The following is a 20,074-nucleotide window of genomic DNA, read 5'->3' as shown; positions in this document are numbered from 1 at the left end:
GATGTCCGGATTCTTCACCTCGCGCCTGTTCTTTGTCTCGCTCGCGCTCGTCGTGGTCGCAGCGACACTGCCGCTCTACGTCTCCGGCTATGTCCTTGGCCTGCTCACGGTCGCGTTCTATTTCGGCGTCTTCGCCATGGCCTGGGATCTGTTGTTCGGCTTCGCCGGCGAGGTCAATTTCGGGCCGACCTTCCTGATCGGCGTCGGCGCCTACACGGCGGGCATCCTCAACAACCAGTTCGGCTGGTCGGTTTATCTCTGCATCGTGTTGGGGGCGCTCGCCTCGGTCATCGCCGGCCTCGTGCTGGCCCTACCGGCGCTCAGGGTGCGGGGGCCGTATTTCGGCCTGACGACGCTGGTTGCGGTGCTCATGCTCCAGAACTTCATCGTGGTGTTCGCCGATCTCACCGGCGGCGAGATCGGGCTCACCATCCCTGACGTCATCACCATCGAGGCCGGCGCCAACTACTGGATCGCGCTCGGCTTCATGACGATCTCGGCGGCGATCCTCTACGGCCTGTCACAATCACCGATCGGGCTCGTGCTGCAAGCAAGTGGCCAGGACCCGGTGCAGGCCGGCGCGCTCGGCTTCAACATCGTCAAGCACAAGCTGGCTGCGTTCATCGTCAGCGCATTTTTCTCGGGATTGTCAGGCGCGTTGCTGGTGTTTTATTTCGGCACCGCCTCGGTCGGCACCGTCGTCGACGTCGCGGTCGGCGTCAACGTCATCGTCTCGGCCGTGCTCGGCGGCCGGCGGACCGTGCTCGGCGCGGCGCTGGGCGCGATCTTCCTTATCGTCGCCGGCGAATTCCTGAGGCCGACCGGCGAACTCGCAACCTTCATCGTCTCCGCGGTCGCCCTCCTCGTCGTGCTGTTCTTCCCCGGCGGCTTCCTCGGAGCGGCCCTCTCGCGTGAGGCGCGCTCGTGATGGATCAGAGGCTTTCAAACAGGCCCGTGCTCGAAGTTCGCGGCCTGACCAAACGCTTCGGCGGATTGACGGCGGTGAAGAATCTGGGGTTCGAGGTGAACGGCGGCGAGATCTTTGGCCTGATCGGGCCGAACGGCTCGGGCAAGTCGACCGCGATGAAGAGCGTGATGGGCATCGAGCGCCCGACCGCGGGCGAAGTGATCTTCGAGGGCGAGAACGTCGCTGGCCTTCCCGCACACAAGATCGCGCGCAAGGGATTTGGCATGGTGTTCCAGCACTCGCGGCCGCTGAACCGGCAGACCGTGCTGGAGAACATCATGGTGGCGCTGCTGCCGGACAGCCTGTTCATGCTGTTTCCCGACAAGGCGCTGGTCGAGCGTGCCAAGTGGATCGCCGACCGCGTCGGGCTTGGCGCCGTGATGAACCGCCGTCCGCCGACGCTGCCCTTTGCCGATCTGCGCCGGCTCGAGCTTGCCAAGGCGATCGCGCGCGATCCCAAAGTCGTGCTGGTCGACGAGCCCTTCGCCGGCCTGACACGCGCCGAAGTCGACGTCTTCTCCGACCTGATCCGCAGCTTTCGCGACGACGGCCGCGCGGTGATGCTGGTCGACCACAACGTCAAGAGCGTCGCGGCCCTCGTCGACCGCGTGCTCGCGATGTATCTCGGCGAGGAGATCGTGACCGGTAAGGCCGACGACGTCATGAAGAACGAGACCGTGCGGCGGGTCTATCTTGGCGGCGCAATCGAGACCCATGCGCGGCCCGAGACCAGCTTCAAGGACAAGGTCCCGCTGCTCCAGGTCGAGAACGTCAGCGTCTATTACGGCAAGGCCCAGGCGTTGGAGAATGTCTCGATTCACGTCCATGAGGGCGAGTTCGTCTCCATCGTCGGTCTGAACGGTGCCGGCAAGACCACGCTGTTCAACACCATCTCCGGCTTCCTGCCCTATGGCGGCGAGATCCTGCGCAGCGGGGAAAAGCTGCGCGGCACGAGCGCGGCGAAAATCGCGCGCAGCGGGCTGGTGCAATGCCCGGAATCGCGCGAGCTGTTCGGCGAGATGACGGTGCGCGAAAACCTCGATCTCGGCGGCCAGCATTTGACCGACGAGGCACGCGCGGCGCAGCTCGCCTGGCTCTTCGAGTTGTTCCCGATCCTGAAAGAGCGCCAGGGCCAACTGGCGCAGACGCTGTCCGGCGGCGAGCAGCAGATGCTGGCGATCGGCCGCGCGCTGATGATGCAGCCGCAAATCCTGATCCTGGATGAGCCGACGCTGGGGCTTGCACCGGTCATCCTCGAGCAATTGTCTAAGGCGCTGGAGAAGCTGCGGCAGACCACGTCGATCACGGTGCTGCTCGGCGAGCAGAACGTGACCTTCGCCCTTCCCCACGCCGACCGCGTCTATGTGCTCGAGCACGCACGGATCGTCTGGGAAGGCGATCCCGGGCGGTTCGCAGCGGAGGCCGGCGCCGGATATCTCTGACGATCGCCATAACGACAACAAGCAAGGGAGACGACCATGCGACCATCGACGTGCCCCAGTAGTGCCCTCTTCGCCTCCGCCCTGGCGCTGTGCCTCGCCGCGCCCGCCTATGCGCAATCGAACGATCCGATCAAGATTGGCGTCATCGCCGAGGTGCAGTCGATCGCGGGCGCGGCGACGCCGGGTGGCGCGCAGATCGCCGCCGACGAGATCAACGCCAAGGGCGGCGTGCTTGGCCGCAAGATCGAGATCGTCACCTATGACAACAAGAGCTCATCGGCGGATTCGGTACGCGCCTTCCAGCGTGCGGTCAGCGAGGATAAGGTCTCCGCGGTGATCGCGAGCTATATCAGCGAGGTCGTGCTGGCGCTGGAGCCCTGGGCGGCGCGACTGAAGATGCCGCTGATCACGCCGGGCGCTGCGTCGAACGAGATCACCAAGGCGATCCACCACGATTACGAGAAGAACAAGTACACATTCCACGGCTACCTGACCTCGGCCGCGCAGGCGCAGCTCGTCTGCGATGCCGCAAAGGACCTGCTCGTCGACCAGCTCAAGTTCAAGACGGTCGCGATCATGAGCGAGGACGCCGCCTGGACCAAGCCGCTCGACGTCGGCTACGAAGCCTGCCTGCCCAAGGCCGGTCTGAAGGTCGTCGAGCATGTGCGCTTCTCGCCCGATACCACCGACTTCACGCCGATCTTCAACAACATGGAGAGCAAGAAGCCGGACGTGATCGTCACCGGCATCTCCCATGTCGGCGTGCAGCCGACGGTGCAGTGGAAGAACCAGCAGGTGCCGATCCCGATGTTCGGCATCAGCGCGCAAGCCTTGAGCCCGAGCTTCTGGAACGACACCAACGGCGCGGCCGACGGCGTGCCGTCGCTGGCGGTGGCAACGCCCGACGTCGCGGTGACGCCGAAGACGAAACCGTTCGCGGCCGCCTTCAAGGCCAAGTTCGGCACGCCGCCGGCCTATACCGGCTATACCGCCTATGACGAGGTCTACATCATCACCGATGCAATCAAGCGCGCGGGCTCGACCGACCCGGACAAGCTGGTTGCCGAGCTCGAGAAGACCGATTTCGAGGGCACGATCGGCCGCATCCAGTTCTACGGCAAGAACGACGAGTTCACCCACGGCATCAAGTCCGGTCCCGGCGCCGTGACCGGTCTCGTCTTCCAATGGCAGGACGGCAGGCAGATCACCGTCTGGCCCAAGGCGATCGCGGAGGGGAAGCTCAAGTTTCCCAATTTCGTGAAGCTGTCGCAATAAGGGCGCAGGACGCAGTCCACAAAAGCAGATGCCCGGGCTTGCCCCCGGGCATTCACTTTTGCGCCACTGCACTCTTCGATGAAGCACCACTTGCAAATTTGGCGGGGGCGATCAGAGTGACGGAAAGCGGCACGCGGGCAATTTTCAGAACCTGCGGCTCATGCGGAGGACCCATGCTCCCTTATGTTACCCACGACCCGCGCTTCGAGCGGCTGGTCATCGGTCATGTCAATCTCGAGAAGCTCTTCACCGGCTGCCGCTGGGCCGAAGGCCCCGCCTATTTCCCGGCCGGCCGCTACCTCGTCTGGTCCGACATTCCCAACAACCGAATGATGCGGTTTGACGAGACCGATGCATCGGTGTCGGTGTTCCGCTCGCCCAGCTTCAATTCCAACGGCAATACGGTCGACCGCCAGGGGCGGCTGATCAGTTGCGAGCATTTCATGCGGCGCGTCACCCGCACCGAGCATGACGGCTCGATCACCGTGCTGGCCGACCAGTTCGACGGCCGCCGGCTGAACTCGCCCAACGACGTCGTGGTCAAGTCCGACGATTCGATCTGGTTCTCCGATCCGACCTACGGCATCGACAGCGATTACGAGGGACAGCAGAGCCCGTCCGAGATCGGTGCCAGCAACGTCTACCGGATCGACGGCAGCACCGGAAAGATCACGCGCGTCGTGTCCGGCCGGGTGCAGCCCAATGGCCTCGCCTTCTCGCCCGACGAGAAGCTACTCTATCTGGCCGACACAGGCGCCACGCACGTCCCCGGGCTGCCTGCAACGATCTGGTCCTACAAGGTGGAGGGACAGCAAACTACCGGCGACGCCACACTGTTTGCCACCTGTCCCGAGGGTCTCTACGACGGCTTCCGCTGCGACATCCATGGCAACATCTGGACGTCGGCAGGCCGCAGCGTGTTCTGCTACGCCCCTGATGGCAAGCACATCGGCACGATCCCGATCGGGGAAATCGTCGCCAACGTCTGCTTCGGCGGCCCCCGCCGCAACCGGCTCTACATCTGCGGCCAGACCTCGCTGTATTCGATCTTTCTCAATACAACGGCGGCGGTGTAGTGAAAGGCGTGTCGCTCAGCTCGTCACGCGCTCCCCGCGGCCATAGACCAGCAGCATGAAGATGATCACGAGGCCGTAGATCACCTGCCGGCCGGCTTCGGGCATGTCCATGATCGACAGAACGCTGTTGAGCAGCACGATCAGCACGACGCCGATCAGCGTGCCGAGATAGCGGCCGCGGCCGCCCAGGATATTGGTGCCGCCGATCACCACCGCCGCGATCGACGGCAGCAGATAGGCGTCGCCCATGCCCTGATAGGCCTTTGTGGAATAGCCGGCGAGCAGGACGCCTGCGAGTGCGGCCGCAACGCCGCAGATGACGAAGCAGATCACCGTGACGCGGCGGGTGTCGACGCCGGCCAGGTACGCCGCCGCCTCCTTGTTGCCGATGGCATAGATGTAACGGCCGAGCGCCGTGCGCTGGAGCATGACGGCGACCAGCACGGACACCACTGCCCAGACGAACAAGGCATTGGGAATGCCGAGCGTACGGTCGGCAGCGAGCGACCGCATCAAATCGGTGGCGGCCGTCTGCGGCGCATAGCCGCCGGTATGGGCAACCATCAAGCCGCGCATCACCGCATTGACGCCGAGCGTGAAGATCATCGAGGGCACGCGCAGATACGCAACGCCGATGCCGTTGACGAGCCCGACCAGAAGCCCGATCCCGAGCCCGACGGGAATGGCGAGCGGTCCGCCGATCGACGTCGCCATCATCGCCGCGGCTGCAAGCGTCCATGGCACCGACAGATCGATCTGGGCGATCAGGATCACGACCATCATGCCGGCCGCTACGATGCCAAGGAAGGCGCCGATCTGGAGCTGCTGCAACAGATAGGTCGGTGACAGCAGCGGCGCGCTGCCGAAACGCGCGAACGTATAGACGGTACCCGCCACCAGGATGACGAGGATGAACAGCGCCGCAATCAGGATCGGGCGGTCGTCGCGCGAGAGGCTGAGAGAGGCCGACGTCATCGGAAGAGCTCCAGCGTGTTCCTGACGCGCAGGACGCCGAGCGCGCCGATGCTGACCGCCGCCAGCAGGATCAGGCCCTCGAACAGCGGTTGCAGCAGGGGCGCAATATCGAAGATGCGGAAGAAGAAGGAGATCACGCGCAGGATCATGGCCCCGAAGATCGAGCCGATCGCACTGCCGGTGCCGCCGAGCAACGACGTGCCGCCGATCACGACGGAGGCGATGGAGTTGAGCGTATAGGCGCCGGCCTGCGGAATGTCCGCATTGCCCGAGGAGGTCTGGATGGCCAGAAAAAGGCCGCCGCAGCCGGCGAAGAAGCCGGCAAGCGTGAAGGCCGCGATTTTGGCGCGGTCAATGGGCAGTCCCGACATGTAGGCCGCGCCTTCGGCCGAGCCGACCGCATAGACGGCGCGACCGAGCACGGAGCGGCGGAACGGCACCCAGACGAGGAGCGCGATCAGGACCAGCAGCACGAAAGGCACCGGGATCCAGGCCACCGGCGCAAACCAGCTTGCGGCGCCGTCGTCGAAGATGTGCACGGTCGCGGCGAAATCGCCGAGCGAATTGGTCAGCGCCCAGTTGAGATCCTCGTCGATCTTTCCGCCCGGCGTCGGCCGCAGGAACAGCGCGATGCCGATATAGACCGCGCCGGTCGCGAGCGTCGCAATGATCGGCTGGATCCGTCCATAGACGACGACGCAGCCGTTGATGAGGCCGGCCAGTGCGCCGATGGCGAGGCACACCACGATCCCGAGCAGAATGCCGCTGATGCCGCCGGGAAAGGTACCGAGGGAAAGATGCAGGCCGAAGATATCGAGATGCAGCGGCGCGCCTCCCGCCGTTCCCGTGAGCAGATAGCTCGCAAAGCATCCCACCATGGTCATGACTGCGCCGACCGAGAGATCGAGCCCCGACGCCAGCACTGGGACGGTCTGGGCCATGGCCAGCATGGCTAGCGCAAAAATCTCGTCGCCGTTCTGCACCAGAACGGCCGAGGAGAAGCCCTTGGGATGCGCAAGGTTGTAGAGGACATAGAGGACGCAGAACAAAAGGACGGCGGTGACGATGCCGACGTTCTGGCGGACGCGGATGGCAACGTCGTCAAGCATGGACGGCCCCAGTGCCAGCCGGCGCTGCCGCATCGATGTTCAGCGCGCTCGCAATGATATTGGTCTCGGTAAGCTCGTCGCCCTCGAGCTCGCGCACGATACGGCCGTCGTACATGATCGCCACCCGGTCGCAGCAGCCGATCAGCTCGTCATAGTCGGTCGAGTAGAACAGGATGGCGGCGCCCTGGTCGGCAAGCTCGCGCATCAGACGGTAGAGCTCCTGCTTGGTACCGACGTCGATCCCGCGCGTGGGATCGTTGAGCAGGATGATCCGCGGCTCGGTCATCAGCCATTTGGCGAGCACCACCTTCTGCTGGTTGCCGCCCGAGAGCGTCGAGACTGCATCGCTCGCCGCACCGATCTTGATCTGGAGCCGCGCAATGGCGCGCTTGACGGCTTCGCTCTCCTTGGCACGGTCGACCAGAGGTCCGGTCGAGATTGCGTCGAGCGAGGCGACCACCAGATTGTCTGATATCGACATCGGCAGCATCAGGCCTTCAGTCTTGCGATCCTCAGGCACCAGCGCAATACCGGCCGACTTCGCGACTGCCGGGGAGCCTGGCCGCACCTCGCGGTCTTCGACCGTGACGCGCCCGGAGATGCCGCGCAGCACTCCAAAAAGCGCGAGCAGGAGGGATTTCTGGCCCTGGCCGTCGAGGCCGCCGAGGCCGACGATCTCGCCGGCGCCGACGCGGAGCGAGATGCGGTCGAGACGGCCCTCCCAGGACAGGTTGTCGAGCGCAAGCATCGGCTTCACCGAGGTGCGGGCCGGTTTAGGAGGATATTGAGTAGCGATGTCGCGACCGATCATGAGCTGAACAATTTCCGCGGTCGAGCGCCTGCCCTTGTCGAAGGTTTCGATATGGCGTCCGTTGCGGAACACCGAGGCACGGTCGGCGAGCGCCTCGACCTCATGCATGCGGTGCGAGATGTAGAGAATGGCAACGCCCTCGGATTTGAGCCGCGCCAGCATCGCATAGACCTTCTCCACGTCGGCGCTGGTGAGCGCCGATGTCGCCTCATCGAGGATCAAGAGCTGCGGCTTCTTGCCGAGCGCCTTGGCGATCTCGACGATCTGGCGGCGCGACAACGGCAGGTCGCGAACGCGCATCAGCGGGTTGACGTCCTCGCACCCGATCTCGGCCAGCAGCTGCTCGGCGCGGCGGCGCTGCGCCCGCGCGTCGATCAGGCCGAACCGGCGCGGTGGCGAGGCGATCGAGACGTTGTCCGCGACCGAGAGGTCGGGCATCAGCGACAGTTCCTGGAAGATGCAGACGACGCCCGCGGCATTGGCGGCCGAGGGAGTCGCGAAGCTCACGTCGCTCCCAGCGAGGCGCATGCTGCCGGCGTCGGGCTGCACCACGCCGGCGATGATCTTGATCAGCGTCGATTTGCCGGCGCCGTTCTCGCCCAGCACGGCGTGGATCTTGCCGCGTTCACAGGCGAAGTCGACGCCCTCCAGCGCCCGGACGCCGGCGTAGCGTTTGGAAATGCCGGACAGTTCGAGAAAGGCTCCTTGCGTCACGACGGCCCCCGGCATGGCGCTTCCCTTACGCAGCGGCGGCCCGGCAGTTGCCGGGCCGCAACCGAGACATCTCCAGCTCCGTCACTGGGTATTCTTTTCGCTTTGCGACATGATCTCCGGCGCGGTGAAATTCACGCCGCAGGGCGTGAACTGGTTCGGCGCGAAGAAGTTCGCGTTGAGATCGGGCCAGTAATTGGTGCCGGGCTTGAGATCCTTGTAGGTCGCAACCGGAATCGGGATCGAGATCAGCTGCGGCATGGGATTGCCCTGGAGCGCCGAGATCGCCGCCTTCATGGCGATGGCGACCAGCGCCGGCGACTGACCGTAGGACATGCCCTTGAGGCCGTCCTTGGCGTGATCGGCGATCTGCTTGCGAAACTCGTTCTCGCCCTCGCCCGACATCGGCACGAAGGGATGCTTGGCCGACATCATCGCCTGCACGGTGCCGTCGGAGCCGCCCTGCGTGAACACGCCGTCGAAATGACCGTGCACCGCAAGCGCGTCCGCCGTCACCTTCTGCGAGGTGCCGGTATCCCAATTGCCGACCACTTCGGTGATCTTGAAGCTGTTGCCGGGCGCTTCCATCACCTCGCGGAAGCCGATATGGCGATCGCGGTCGACGGAATTGCCGGGCAGACCGCGGACCTCGAGGATGTCGCCGGACTTCTTGCCGCTCTCATCCATGATCCATTTCGCCGACATGCGGCCCATTTCCTTCTGGTCCTCGTTGACCATCATCACCTTGTCGGTGTCGAGGATGTTGTCGAAGGGAACGACCACCACGTTGTTCTTGTCGGCGAGGCGGATGATGCGGTCGAAGCCGTCGGGCGCCACCGCGATGGTGACGATGCCGTCAAAGCCCTGATTGATGAAGTCCTCCATCGCGCCGAGTTGCGCTGCAACATCGGTGCCGGTCGAGACCACCTTGAACTCCTTGATGTTCTCCTTGATGCCCGGCTGCTCGGCAAACGCCTTCGCCGTCTTCACCATCTGGATGCGCCAGGTGTTGCCGACGAAGCCGTTGACGAGGGCAATCTTGTACGGCCCCGGCTTCTTATCCCACTGGAATATCTTGGTCTGGCTGGACCAAGGCTTGAAACATCCGGGATCGGCGCCCGGACCGGACACCACCTTGGGGCCTGCCAAAGCACTGACCGGGGATAGCAGGAGACCGGCGCAAGCCAGCCCTGCAAGACGATGCGTCCATTCCATGTCCCTTCTCCTTGAGCGTTTTGCGTTCCAACCCTTAAAACTGGCGCGATGGCCATGCCGGGAATTGGGCTTCCCATGCAATTTGCCAGGCTAGGATGGCACGCAACCTCCGACACGCACAAGCCGAATGCCGGTCGGAGCGCACGGCGCGCTGCGTATGCATCACGGCAAACCATCACAATCGCCGGAGGCATTATGGCCTCGTCCGCCGCAGCCGAAAATGTACGGCCGACAAGCGGATGTTCGCAGCAGGCTTGATGCGCGGCGAGCAGGCAAGCCGCAGCGGCGATGGGCCAGTCGGCTTTCGGCGACCTCGTCGCGAGGCACGGCGTAAAAAGAATGAGACTCAGGGAAAAGTGCGACTTTGGCGGTCGAGCGAGGTGTGCGCCGATCATGCCGGCAAGAACGACCTCGATCCTGGTAGCGGCACGTCCGAATTACCTACTGCCACGCATGTTGACTTTCCGACCACCCCTCCAAATACTCCGCGAAAACAAGCGTAAAACCCGTCTCACACGACGGTTCAAAGGGAGGATAGGATGCCGACTTCACGCAGGACGCTGCTGAAGACCTCAGCGGCTGCCGCCGCCGCGCTCAGCTTCGATTGGACACGCGCCCAGGCACAGGCTGAAACATTGCGCATCGGCGTGATCTACGATCTGACCGGCCCGTTCGCGGCGGGCGGCTCGGTCGCCTCCTCGATCGGCGCACAGATCGCGATCGACCTCGTCAACGAGAAGGGCGGCATCGGCGGCAAGACCAAGATCGTCCCTGTCGCCGCCGATTCACAGAGCAAGCCCGATGTTGCGATCAACGAGGCAACACGCCTGATCGACCAGGAGAAGGTCGACATCATCAACGGCGTCTATGCGAGCGCGCACGCGGTCCCGCTCGCGGCCAAGGTGGAGCAGCAGAAGAAGATCCTCTGGATCACGACCGCGGTCTCGACCGCCGTATTCAAGGACAAGAACCTGCAATACGTTTTTCGCGCGCAGATTCACTCCGACCAGTATGGCCAGGCCTTCGCGGGCTTCCTCGCCGAGCATGCGAAAGGCAAGCTCGGCATGGATCCGAAGGACGTCAAGGTCGCGCTGATCCATGAGGACGGGCCCTATGGCGTGGGCGTTGCCGCCGCCGACGAAGCCTATGCCAAGGAGGCCGGAGTTCAGGTGGTGCTGCGCGAGGGCTATTCGGCGTCAGCGCCCGACCTCTCGGTGCTCGTGACCAAGATCAAGCGCGCCAAGGCCGACGTCATCTCGCATGCCGGCTACAACCCCGACATCACGCTGTTCCTGCGCCAGGCGCGCGAGAGCGGGCTGCGCTTCAAGATGCTGTTCGGCGCCGGAGCCGGCTACAGCCAGCTCGACAAGCTGCGCGCCACCTTCGGCCCCGACATCGACAATTTCTGCAACATCGATCCGGTGCCGGCGCAGCTGCTCGATCCGTCGAAGCTCGCCCCCGGCATGGGCGATCTCATCAAGACCATGGTTTCGCGCTATCAGACGAAGACCGGCGCGACCGACGTGCCGCCGCACTGTTCGATGGGCTTCAACCAGACCTGGGTGCTGCTCAATAACGTGCTGCCGGTGGCGAAGGAAAAATACGGCAGCTTCGAACCCGATGCGATCCGCAAGGCCGCGCTCGACGTCGATATCCCCGCGGGCGGCACCATCCAGGGCTATGGCGTGAAATTCTTCCCGCCGGGCACGCCGCTCTCCGGCCAGAACGAGCGCTCGACACCGGTCGTGATGCAAAATGCCGGCGAGCACATCTCGGTGGTGTGGCCGACGAATATCCGAACGCAGGACCCGGTGTTTCCGCTGCCGAAGGGTTCGACCTACGCGGCGTAAGCACTGCGCTGACAGTGCACCCTCTCCCCTTATGGGGAAGGTGGCTTCGCGAAGCGAAGCCGGGTGAGGGGTTCTCTCCGCGCGTGAACCTCTCGCGATTTGAGTTTGCGGAGAGAGACCCCTCATCCGGCGCTTCGCGCCACCTTCTCCCACAAGGGGAGAAGGATGAGCACGGTGCTTCGTGGACGATCACCACGACTAAGATACACTACAACACCACCCGCCGCCCCTCCTCCGCGGCCCAGTAGCCCGCATAGTTCACCTTGATGGTCTCGAACGCCAGGGCCAGATCCGACAGCGGCTGCCGGCCGGTCGCGACGCACTCCATGAAATCCTGGATCTCCTGCAAATAGCCGCGTGTCCATTCCTCTTCGAGGCAGACATATTGCCAGCCGGTTTTGCGATCGACCTTTTCGGTGATGTAGACGGAGGCGAGCTTTTCCTCGCTGGTCTGGTAGCTCATCAGATGCGTGTTCGGCGTGATGTTGGCGAACAGTGAGCCGCCGCTGGTGTAGGTCTCGATCAGATTGCGCACGCCGCCCATGATCATGTCGCCGGAGAACACCGTCGCCTTGGTACCATCGGAGAAGGTGATGGTGAGCGTGCCCCAGTCCTCGACGTCGACCGGGTTGGCCTGGATGTAGGTGCGCTCCTCCGGCTTGAGACCGGCGGTGACGTTGCCGACATCGCAGGTGACGCTCGCGACACCGATCGTCTCGCCACGCGCTTTCGCCTCGACCTGTTTAAGGTACAGCACCGCGGAGAGCGGGTGGCAGCCCATGCGGATCAGCGAGCCACCGCCGGCCATCGCCCATTGCGCGGCGTGCGCGGCATGCGAACCGGAATGGCTCTCTTCGCCCTTCATGAACAGGATCTTGTCCTTGGTCGCCCGGATGATTTCCGCGGTCTTGGTCACCGCCGGCGCGTAGACCCAGTCCTCGGCATACATGAAGAGCTTGCCGGTGCGTTCGATGGCCGCGCGAGTCACCTCCATCTCCTCCAGCACGCGCTCATACATCAGCGCCTTCGGCACGTGCTTGCCGATCGGCTGCTTGTCGCCCTCGCGCCCGAAATACCCCGCAAACGGCTTTTCGCAGATCACGTGCTTGCCCGCCCGCATGGCCTCGACGATCATCGTCGCATGCAGATTGGGCGGCGTGCAGATATCCACGACATCGATATCGGCATCTGCAACCAGGTCGGAGAAGCTGCGATAGCTGCGCGGGATCTGGTGGCGGCGGGCGAATTCGATGACGTGGTCACCGCGCGCGGCCACCGCCGCAACCTCGACATCGACGCCATAGACGCGCCGAAACGCATACATATGCAGCTCCGACACGAAGCCGCAGCCGACGAGCCCCACCCTGATCTTTGCCATTACGACGCCCCCTCGCCATTTGGTCTGGGGGCATTATAGCCAGCTTGCCGGCAGACGCATGCCTATTGCACGGAGACCCGTACCACACCCGCGCTCATCATGCCGAGCGCGCGAGCGGCAGGGACGGATAGATCAACGATGCGACCACGGATGAACGGACCGCGATCGTTGACGCGGCATTGAATCGAGCGCCCGCCGTACGACACCGTGAGCACGCTGCCGAACGGGCGCGTTTTGTGGGCACAGGTCAGCTCGCCGTTCCTGGCGGCTTTTCCGTATCCGTAATATGAGGCAAGTCCGTTTTCAGCATGCGCTAGGGAAAAGGTGGCAAGACAGAACAATAAAGTCGTCAGCGCTCGCACGGCACCCCTCCGGGTTCGCCCTGCCCGGCGCTGCAAACGCGGATCTGTTCCCGGAAGTTCCAGAAGCACTGCCGGTCCGAGCCCGGCAGTGCCATCACACATTGTTACTGTTTGTGAAAAACCAGCGTGCGCAGCTCGATGCTTTCGCGCGGCGGCGCATCGGCCGGCGTGGTCGGATCGATGCTTGAGTGTTTGTGAGGTCTCGTGCCCCGGACGTAGCGCATCACGCAGTGGTGCGCTGCTGAGCCGGGGCCCATGTTGCCGAAAGCCGACGTGCGACATGGGTCCCGGCTCTGCGCCGCAGCGTTGCACGCTGCGCCGCGTCCGGGACACGAGACCTACAATCCCGCCTTGGCGATCGCGTCCGAGAAGGAACGATCGACGATCTCGGCGGCGTCGAGCTTCTGCTTGATCAGACCCCAGCGGAAATAGAGATCGATCGTGGCCTGCTCGTCCACGACCACGCTGTCATCGATCGGCGTGATGCGGATTCTTGCGCGCGAGAGCCAGTTTTGCGGGACCGCGGTCGGGATGTTCATCAGCCTGCCCCACGTCTCGGCATAGCCGTTCACGTTGTCCAGAGACCAGGCCCGCGCTGCGGTGAGGCGCCGGATGAAATCGGTCAGCTCGGCGCGCTTGTCGCGGATGGCCTCGGGCCGCGCCACCTGAAAGCTGAGGCCCGGCGTCAGGCCTTCCGAGGTGATGATACGGCGCGACTTGAACAGCACCTCCTCCTGGCTGACATAGGGCTCCCAGGTCGACCACGCATCGACCGATCCCTGGCTGTAGGCGATCTTGGCATCGGACGGAGCGAGGAATGCGATCTGCACGTCGCTCGCAGCCCAGCCGTTCTTTTCCAGCGCCGCGAGAACGAGCTGATGGCCTATCGAGCCGCGCCCCGTTGCGATCTTCTTGCCGCGCAGATCGTCGAAGCTCTTGATGGGCGAGTTCTCGGGCACGAGGATCGCAAGCCCCTCGCGCGTCTGCCGGATCGCCGCGATCGCCTTCACCGGCCCGCCCGAGGCCGCGGCAAAGGTGAATGGCGCATCGCCCACGAGGCCGGTCTCGATCGCGCCGGCGCTGAGCGCCTCGAGCAGCGGCGCCGCCGCCGGAAACTCCTTCCACTCGATCCTGTAGGGCACGTCGTTGAGCTGCCCCGCCGCTTCCATCACGGCCCGTGCATTGCCCTTCTGGTCGCCGACGCGCAGGGTGGTTTGCGCTGCTGCAAGCTCGATCGAACCGAGCAGCAGCGCGCCGGCGAGCATAAGCCGGATCATTCCGCGGCCTCACCGCGGGCGACCTGACGCTTGGCAATCAGCTCGCGCGTCAGCGGAATCAGCTCGCGGCCATATTCGATAGTGTCGATCAGGGGATCGAAGCCGCGGATCAGGAAGTGCGAGATGCCGAGATCGTAGTAGTCGCCGAAGACCTCGGCGACCTGCTCGGGCGTGCCGACGAGCGCGGTGGTGTTGCTGTTCGCACCCGTGAGCTTTGCGATCTCGGTCCAGAGGCGCTTGTCGATGCGGCTGCCCTGGTCGGCGAGGCTGAGCAGACGGCGCGCGCCGGCGGTGGCATGGCCGTCGGCCGGCTTGCGATAGCCGGTCTTGTCCTGAAGCGCAGTTGCGCGCGCCAGGATCGCTTCGGCCTTTTCCCACGCCTGCTTCTCGGTCGGCGCAACAATCGGCCGGACCGACAAGCTGAAGCGCGGCGTCGGCCGCCCCTGCCTGACGGCTGCGTTATGCACGCGCGAGGTGACGTCGCGCACCTGGGCGTAGGACTCACCCCAAAGGGCGAAGGTGTCGGCGTGCTTGCCGGCGACGTCGATCGCGGCATCCGAGGCGCCGCCGAAATAGATGCGGATGCCCTCCGGGTGATATGGTTTTACTTGCGAGAAGGCATTCTCGACCTGGTAATACTTGCCCTTGTAGGTGAACGGCTTGTCGCTGGTCCATTCCAGGCGGACGACGTCGAGGAATTCGGAGGTGCGGGCGTAGCGCGCGTCCTTGTCGTCGAGCGTGTTGCCGTCCTGCCGAAGCTCGGTCGCATTGCCGCCGGTGATGACGTGCAGCGCGACGCGACCGCGGGAGAACTGATCCAGCACGGCGAACTGCCGCGCCAGCAGCGTCGGCGCGGTGAAACCGGGACGCTGCGCGATCAGCACGTTGAGTCGGTCCGTGACATTGAGAACGTGCTGGGCCACTTGCAGGCTGTCCGGCGTCGTCGAATGAAACGCCAGCAGCGCACGATCGAAGCCGGCATTCTCATGCGCCTTGGCGACCGTCTCGATATGAACCGGATTGAGGATCGGCCCCTCGCGGACGACGGTCTCGGACGAATTGTTGTTGCTGATGTAACCGATGAACTCGATCGACATTGATCGTCTCCCTGTTGATCTCAAAGTCCGAGCGCGGCACGGCCAAGCGTGAGGCGCGTTGAATCGTCCTGCGGCGTATGCACACGGCCGCACAGCACGTCGCGATAATGCCGCTCCAGCGGATTGGCGCGGGTGAGCCCGTGGTTACCGGTGAGCGAAAGCGCGTCCTCGACCACGGCGACGGCGTTACTGGTCACCGTCAGCTTGATGACGTTGGATTCGGCAGCGGAGAGCGCGACACCATCGTCGAAATCGCCGGCAAACGTGGCGATCAGCCGGGCGTTCACCGCGAGCCGCGCCTCGATGGCGCCGAGGATCTCCTGGGCGCGCGGCAGCGTCGACAGCGGCGCACCGAGACTGACGGGGACGCGATGCTTCAAGAATTCGATCAGCCAGTCGCGTGCGGCGCGCGCGACGCCGTGATAGATCGCCGCGACGAACACGGTATGGACGGTCGCCTGCGTGACATCCGGTGCGCGCCAATCGGCCGGCCTGCGGACATCAAGTTCGGAATCCAGGGGAATGACGACGTCGTCGAAGATGACGTCATGGCTGCCGCTCGCGCGCAGGCCATGGTGATCCCAGGTCTCGACGATGCGCGTGCCCGGCAAGCCCGCTGGCACGAGGAACTGCCCGACGCGCGGCTCCGCCTCGTCGGTCCTCGCCCAGACCAGGTACCATTTCAGGATCGGCGATCCCGTCGAATAGATCTTGTGACCAGTCAGTCGCCAGCCGGTTTCGGTGCGCCGCGCGATGGTCGCCGGTAGGCCGCCGCGCGCCGGCGAGCCGAGCTCGGGCTCGACGCGTAGCGCATTGATCAGCGCAAGCCCCTCGACGCTCTCGCGTGCGAGCTTGCGCGACAGCCGCGCTGGCCACGTCGTGCTTCTCGCCATGACGAGGTGATTGATGTAGTGCATCGACAGCACCAGCGCGGTCGACGGATCGGCCTTGCCGACGATGCCAAGGATACGTGCGGCGTAGCGCGCGCCGGCTCCGGCCCCGCCGTGCGCGGCCGGCACCGTCAGCGACAGCAGACCGGCTTCCGACAGCTCCCTGAAATTCTCGAAGGGGAAGCTGGCGGTGCGGTCGTGCTCGGCCGCGCGCTCGGCGAAGCCTGCGGCAAGGACCTGGGCACGCTCGACATAGTCCGGCTCACCTTGCGCCACACGAGATTTTGCGACGGAGTTTCCCTGTGGCGTCACCATGTGGCATCGAGCCCTAAGAGGCCGAGGATCTGGCGGCGCAGATCGGCAAGATACGGATCGCCACGATGTCGCGGATGGGGCCGATCGACGCGAATGTCCGCCTTGACGCGCGCCGGACGCTCGCTGAACACGATGACGCGGTTGGCGAGCACCAGCGCCTCCTCGGCGTCATGGGTCACGAGCAGCGTGGTAAAGCCCTTGCGCTGCCAGAGCGAGACGAGCTCGGCCTGCATCGTGATGCGGGTGAGCGAGTCGAGCTTGCCCAGCGGCTCGTCGAGAATGAGGATCTTGGGATCGTTGACGAGCGCGCGTGCGAGCGCAACGCGCTGCGCCATGCCGCCGGAGAGCTGGTGCGGATAGGCGTTGCGGAACGCCGACAGCCCGACGAGCTCGAGCGCAGCATCGACGCGCGAACGCTGGCTCTTCAGGATGCCCTGAGCCTCGAGGCCGAGCGCGACGTTGTCCCAGACCGTGCGCCAGGGAAACAGCGTCGGGTCCTGGAACACGACGACGCGCGAGGGATGCGGGTGCGTGATACGGCTCTCGTCCTCGCGCAAGGAGCCCGCCCGCGGCTTCTCGAGGCCCGCGACCAGCCGCAGCAGCGTGGACTTGCCGCAGCCGGACGGACCAAGCAGCGCAACGAACTCGCCGGGCTCGACGGCGATGCTGACATCGCTGAGCACCGGAAGCTCCGTGCCGTCGATGTCGAAGGCGTGGCTGACCTGCTCGATGTCGAGCGCGGCGCCGGCGGCGGGATAGGCGATGATCTCGGCAGTCGCTACCATTTGACGGTCCCCTTCTGCCAGACCAGCAGGCGATCGCGGATCGCAAACAGCAGCGTGATCGCGCCGGAGCAGAGCAGCGACATCACGATCAGCGCCGCATACATGTTGGCGTAGGCTGCCCAGCCCTGCGCCCATTGCAGGTACCAGCCGAGCCCCGCCTTGACGCCAATCATCTCGGCGACGACGAGCACGGCAAAGGACGCGCCGAGCCCCATGAACAGGCCGACAAAGACGTGCGGCAGTGCTGCGGGGATCGCAACCTTCAGCACCAGGAAGGACGGCTTCGCGCCGAGCGTGCGCGCCACGTCGTAATAGGCGTTGCTGACGCTCGCGACGCCCGACCAGGTCAGCACCGTGACGGGAAAGCCGGTCGCAAGCGCAATCAGGAAGGTCGAGGCACTCCAGCTCGACGGGAACGTGAAGAAGGCGATCGGCAGCCATGCGGTGGCCGGCAGCGGGCCGATGAAGCGCAATACCGGATGCACCCAATAACCGACCACGCGCGACCAGCCGATCGAAACGCCGGTGACGAAGCCGACGGCTGCACCGATGACATAGCCGCCGAGCTGGAGCCTGACGGAAGCAAAGACGCTGTCGAGCAGCTTTGGCAGATCGTCGGTATAGATCTCGATGATCGCCTGCGGTGGCGGGAAGAACGGTAGCGGCAGCCACGCGAATTTTGCAGTCGCGACCTCCCACAGCGTCAGGATCAGGCCGAGTGCCAGCAGCCACGGTGCGCGCTTGCGCAAGGCGCGTCCGGCAGAACCGAGGTAATCGGCACCGACCGTCCCGAACAGGGCGAAGGCGGCGATGATGAAGGCGGCGATCCCAAGTGAATGCGTCCGCGACCAGTCGCCGACGTCATCCCAGAGCAGGCAGGACAGACCGAAGGCGATCCAGGCGAGGCTCGCCACGACACCGGAACCGGACTCCTTCAGCCAGCCAGCAAGCGCAAGCTCGCGCGGCGCGGCCGACGGCAGGCCGTCAGACAGCGAATACGTCGACATAGATGCGCTCCGCGAATTTGGCGGTATCCGTGCTCGGCTTGAATACCGAGACGCTCTTCAGATCATCCGCATAGGCCTTGAGCTCGCGTTTCAACACTTCGCCGACCGGATGGTGATGGTGGGTGTGGTAGCGCACCATGCCTTCGAGGTCGGCAAGCGTCGCCGCCTTCGGCGCATAGGGCTGGAACGATTTTGCCGCCTTCTCCGGGTTCTGCGAGGAAAACATCGCAGCATCGAGCAGTGCCTGCGTGATGGCGCGTGCAACCTGCGGCTCCTCGCGCACCAGGCTGCCGCGCAGCCCCAAGATGCAGCAGCTCTTGTCGCGATATTCACCGTCGAGATTGGAGGCGACCTCCTGGTACTGGGTGTCCTTGAGCCAGAGATAGGCGAGCGGATCGGACGACAAGAAGGCCTGCACCTCGCCCTTCTCGACTGCGACGTTGAGCAGGTTGCCGGGATAGGCGCGCCAGTCGACATCCTTGATCGAATCGATGCCGAGCTTGGAGAGCTGAATCGAGAAGAAGTTCTTGTCGGGACCGGCGAGATCCCCGACAGCGACGATCTTGCCCTTGAGATCGGCAAGCTTGCTCACGCCGGAGTCGGCGCGCGAGAGGACGCGCATGCAGCCGCCATGGGTACCGGCAGCGATCTTGACGTCGAAGCCCTGCTCCAGCGGCTTCAGCCAGCGCAGCGCCATGCCGAGACCGGCGTCGCTCTTGCCTGTTGCGATGGCTTCCAGGAGCTGATCCGTCGAGCCGGAATAGTTGACGAGCTCGACGTCGAGATTTTGCTTTTGGAAAAAGCCATGCTCGATCGCCACCGGGACCGGCGCGAGGCAGACGGCACCTGCGTTCCACGACAGTTTCAGCTTGCGCGGCGCGCCGGTGGGCGCCGGCGCATCGGAGGCTGTCTGGCAGAGCGGAAACTGCGAGAAATCGATCGCCGGCGCAGCTGCGCGCGGCGTGAATGCTTGCGCGCCGAGAGCCCCGAGCGGCGCAGAAAATGCCGCCGCAAGGCCCGCCCGCAGCATATAGCGCCGGTCGAAGTCCGACCCGCCGCGCTTGTCCTCGTCGTTGCTCATCGGCACCTCATTGCCCCAACACTCCGCCGTTTACGCAACGCGTCGCGTTGCGCATGTTCCGTGCGGAGCTGCGATAAGAGAAAAACCTTCTCGAGGCGAACACGCCGCCTCTTGATTGCGATGCGCAAATGATGCGGCGCGTCGGCCGCATCGTCAATGAAATGGAATTTCGAATGTTGCGAGCAGCGCAGACATTCTCTCCACCAGCGCGCGCATCAACGACGAAAGGATTTTTCCGCCTTCACCGCATCGCGATGATGCGTCGCGACTCCGTCGTTTGCACAATCTCCGCGCAGATCAGACGTCGGACATATCGCGTTCTGGCAGACACTTGTTTCGAGAAACGTCCTTCTGGCAAGCGCACGCAATTCGGTTAGCCGTTTCATTGACTGCATGTCGCGCGTTCATAGACTTGATCGTCTCGCAGCATCGTTCGCTCACGCGTCGTGAG

17 protein-coding genes are annotated in these 20,074 nt (G+C 64.5%); 5 read left to right on the top strand and 12 right to left on the bottom strand.

The window, feature by feature from the left end; all coding sequences use genetic code 11:
* The first annotated feature begins 1 nt into the window (after window position 1).
* From QQL28_RS15230 to QQL28_RS15215, 4 genes are all read left to right on the top strand, one after another.
* Entirely contained in the window at window positions 2–928 is a 927-nt protein-coding gene (locus QQL28_RS15230; protein WP_284266565.1) for a branched-chain amino acid ABC transporter permease, read from the top strand.
* On the top strand, window positions 928–2,409 hold the full coding sequence (locus QQL28_RS15225; protein WP_284266562.1) for an ATP-binding cassette domain-containing protein: 1,482 nt from the start codon (window positions 928–930) through the stop codon (window positions 2,407–2,409). The genes QQL28_RS15230 and QQL28_RS15225 overlap by 1 nt, the downstream gene beginning before the upstream one ends.
* Before the next feature lie 36 nt (window positions 2,410–2,445).
* Window positions 2,446–3,684, top strand: a complete 1,239-nt coding sequence (locus QQL28_RS15220) for an ABC transporter substrate-binding protein (protein WP_284266560.1) — start codon at window positions 2,446–2,448, stop codon at window positions 3,682–3,684.
* Between the two features lie 173 nt (window positions 3,685–3,857).
* Complete coding sequence (locus QQL28_RS15215; RefSeq protein ID WP_284266558.1) at window positions 3,858–4,760, top strand: SMP-30/gluconolactonase/LRE family protein; 903 nt, start codon at window positions 3,858–3,860, stop codon at window positions 4,758–4,760.
* Between the two features lie 15 nt (window positions 4,761–4,775).
* On the opposite strand, the gene QQL28_RS15210 is transcribed toward QQL28_RS15215, so the two are convergent.
* The 4 genes from QQL28_RS15210 to QQL28_RS15195 form a co-directional block, all read right to left on the bottom strand.
* On the bottom strand, window positions 4,776–5,735 hold the full coding sequence (locus tag QQL28_RS15210; protein WP_284266556.1) for an ABC transporter permease: 960 nt from the start codon (window positions 5,733–5,735) through the stop codon (window positions 4,776–4,778).
* Window positions 5,732–6,844: an ABC transporter permease gene (locus QQL28_RS15205; RefSeq protein WP_284266553.1), complete on the bottom strand. Its 1,113-nt coding sequence runs from the start codon at window positions 6,842–6,844 to the stop codon at window positions 5,732–5,734. The genes QQL28_RS15210 and QQL28_RS15205 overlap by 4 nt, the downstream gene beginning before the upstream one ends.
* Window positions 6,837–8,384: a sugar ABC transporter ATP-binding protein gene (locus QQL28_RS15200; RefSeq protein WP_284266551.1), complete on the bottom strand. Its 1,548-nt coding sequence runs from the start codon at window positions 8,382–8,384 to the stop codon at window positions 6,837–6,839. Before QQL28_RS15200 ends, QQL28_RS15205 begins: the two co-directional genes overlap by 8 nt.
* Before the next feature lie 66 nt (window positions 8,385–8,450).
* Window positions 8,451–9,581, bottom strand: coding sequence for a sugar ABC transporter substrate-binding protein (locus QQL28_RS15195; RefSeq protein ID WP_284266549.1), 1,131 nt, complete (start codon window positions 9,579–9,581; stop codon window positions 8,451–8,453).
* Between the two features lie 539 nt (window positions 9,582–10,120).
* Here QQL28_RS15195 and QQL28_RS15190 point away from each other — a divergent pair.
* Window positions 10,121–11,431 carry an ABC transporter substrate-binding protein gene (locus QQL28_RS15190; protein WP_284266547.1) on the top strand — a complete coding sequence of 437 codons (1,311 nt, stop codon included), beginning with the start codon at window positions 10,121–10,123 and terminating at the stop codon, window positions 11,429–11,431.
* A 208-nt stretch (window positions 11,432–11,639) separates the two neighbouring features.
* Here QQL28_RS15190 and QQL28_RS15185 read toward each other — a convergent pair whose 3' ends face one another.
* The 8 genes from QQL28_RS15185 to QQL28_RS15150 all read right to left on the bottom strand — a co-directional run bounded on the left by QQL28_RS15185 (window position 11,640) and on the right by QQL28_RS15150 (window position 19,623).
* Window positions 11,640–12,809, bottom strand: coding sequence for a Gfo/Idh/MocA family protein (locus tag QQL28_RS15185; RefSeq protein ID WP_284266546.1), 1,170 nt, complete (start codon window positions 12,807–12,809; stop codon window positions 11,640–11,642).
* A gap of 62 nt (window positions 12,810–12,871) precedes the next feature.
* On the bottom strand, window positions 12,872–13,171 hold the full coding sequence (locus QQL28_RS15180; RefSeq protein ID WP_284266543.1) for a septal ring lytic transglycosylase RlpA family protein: 300 nt from the start codon (window positions 13,169–13,171) through the stop codon (window positions 12,872–12,874).
* 338 nt (window positions 13,172–13,509) lie between these two features.
* On the bottom strand, window positions 13,510–14,448 hold the full coding sequence (locus QQL28_RS15175; protein WP_284266541.1) for an ABC transporter substrate-binding protein: 939 nt from the start codon (window positions 14,446–14,448) through the stop codon (window positions 13,510–13,512).
* Window positions 14,445–15,545, bottom strand: a complete 1,101-nt coding sequence (locus tag QQL28_RS15170; protein WP_284266538.1) for an LLM class flavin-dependent oxidoreductase — start codon at window positions 15,543–15,545, stop codon at window positions 14,445–14,447. The genes QQL28_RS15175 and QQL28_RS15170 overlap by 4 nt, the downstream gene beginning before the upstream one ends.
* Window positions 15,546–15,565: 20 nt before the next feature.
* Complete coding sequence (locus QQL28_RS15165; protein WP_284266535.1) at window positions 15,566–16,750, bottom strand: acyl-CoA dehydrogenase family protein; 1,185 nt, start codon at window positions 16,748–16,750, stop codon at window positions 15,566–15,568.
* Window positions 16,744–17,535: an ABC transporter ATP-binding protein gene (locus QQL28_RS15160; protein WP_284266533.1), complete on the bottom strand. Its 792-nt coding sequence runs from the start codon at window positions 17,533–17,535 to the stop codon at window positions 16,744–16,746. The genes QQL28_RS15165 and QQL28_RS15160 overlap by 7 nt, the downstream gene beginning before the upstream one ends.
* Window positions 17,529–18,542 carry an ABC transporter permease gene (locus QQL28_RS15155; protein WP_284266531.1) on the bottom strand — a complete coding sequence of 338 codons (1,014 nt, stop codon included), beginning with the start codon at window positions 18,540–18,542 and terminating at the stop codon, window positions 17,529–17,531. The genes QQL28_RS15160 and QQL28_RS15155 overlap by 7 nt, the downstream gene beginning before the upstream one ends.
* Window positions 18,520–19,623, bottom strand: coding sequence for an ABC transporter substrate-binding protein (locus tag QQL28_RS15150; protein ID WP_284266529.1), 1,104 nt, complete (start codon window positions 19,621–19,623; stop codon window positions 18,520–18,522). Before QQL28_RS15150 ends, QQL28_RS15155 begins: the two co-directional genes overlap by 23 nt.
* Between the last annotated feature and the right edge of the window lie 451 nt (window positions 19,624–20,074).

Origin of the sequence: Bradyrhizobium iriomotense (genome assembly GCF_030160715.1) — a bacterium.
GTDB lineage: Bacteria > Pseudomonadota > Alphaproteobacteria > Rhizobiales > Xanthobacteraceae > Bradyrhizobium > Bradyrhizobium iriomotense.
Note: the sequence above shows the minus strand (reverse complement) of the source record. Positions and strands in the feature narration are given on the sequence as shown.

Bases quoted from the DNA above. Each gene is read 5' to 3' on its own strand.
- QQL28_RS15230 (WP_284266565.1), top strand. From the start codon at position 2: ATGTCCGGATTCTTCACCTCGCGCCTGTTCTTTGTCTCGCTCGCGCTC.
- QQL28_RS15225 (WP_284266562.1), top strand. From the start codon at position 928: ATGGATCAGAGGCTTTCAAACAGGCCCGTGCTCGAAGTTCGCGGCCTG.
- QQL28_RS15220 (WP_284266560.1), top strand. From the start codon at position 2,446: ATGCGACCATCGACGTGCCCCAGTAGTGCCCTCTTCGCCTCCGCCCTG.
- QQL28_RS15215 (WP_284266558.1), top strand. From the start codon at position 3,858: ATGCTCCCTTATGTTACCCACGACCCGCGCTTCGAGCGGCTGGTCATC.
- QQL28_RS15210 (WP_284266556.1), bottom strand. From the start codon at position 5,735: ATGACGTCGGCCTCTCTCAGCCTCTCGCGCGACGACCGCCCGATCCTG.
- QQL28_RS15205 (WP_284266553.1), bottom strand. From the start codon at position 6,844: ATGCTTGACGACGTTGCCATCCGCGTCCGCCAGAACGTCGGCATCGTC.
- QQL28_RS15200 (WP_284266551.1), bottom strand. From the start codon at position 8,384: ATGCCGGGGGCCGTCGTGACGCAAGGAGCCTTTCTCGAACTGTCCGGC.
- QQL28_RS15195 (WP_284266549.1), bottom strand. From the start codon at position 9,581: ATGGAATGGACGCATCGTCTTGCAGGGCTGGCTTGCGCCGGTCTCCTG.
- QQL28_RS15190 (WP_284266547.1), top strand. From the start codon at position 10,121: ATGCCGACTTCACGCAGGACGCTGCTGAAGACCTCAGCGGCTGCCGCC.
- QQL28_RS15185 (WP_284266546.1), bottom strand. From the start codon at position 12,809: ATGGCAAAGATCAGGGTGGGGCTCGTCGGCTGCGGCTTCGTGTCGGAG.
- QQL28_RS15175 (WP_284266541.1), bottom strand. From the start codon at position 14,448: ATGATCCGGCTTATGCTCGCCGGCGCGCTGCTGCTCGGTTCGATCGAG.
- QQL28_RS15170 (WP_284266538.1), bottom strand. From the start codon at position 15,545: ATGTCGATCGAGTTCATCGGTTACATCAGCAACAACAATTCGTCCGAG.
- QQL28_RS15165 (WP_284266535.1), bottom strand. From the start codon at position 16,750: ATGGTGACGCCACAGGGAAACTCCGTCGCAAAATCTCGTGTGGCGCAA.
- QQL28_RS15160 (WP_284266533.1), bottom strand. From the start codon at position 17,535: ATGGTAGCGACTGCCGAGATCATCGCCTATCCCGCCGCCGGCGCCGCG.
- QQL28_RS15155 (WP_284266531.1), bottom strand. From the start codon at position 18,542: ATGTCGACGTATTCGCTGTCTGACGGCCTGCCGTCGGCCGCGCCGCGC.
- QQL28_RS15150 (WP_284266529.1), bottom strand. From the start codon at position 19,623: ATGAGCAACGACGAGGACAAGCGCGGCGGGTCGGACTTCGACCGGCGC.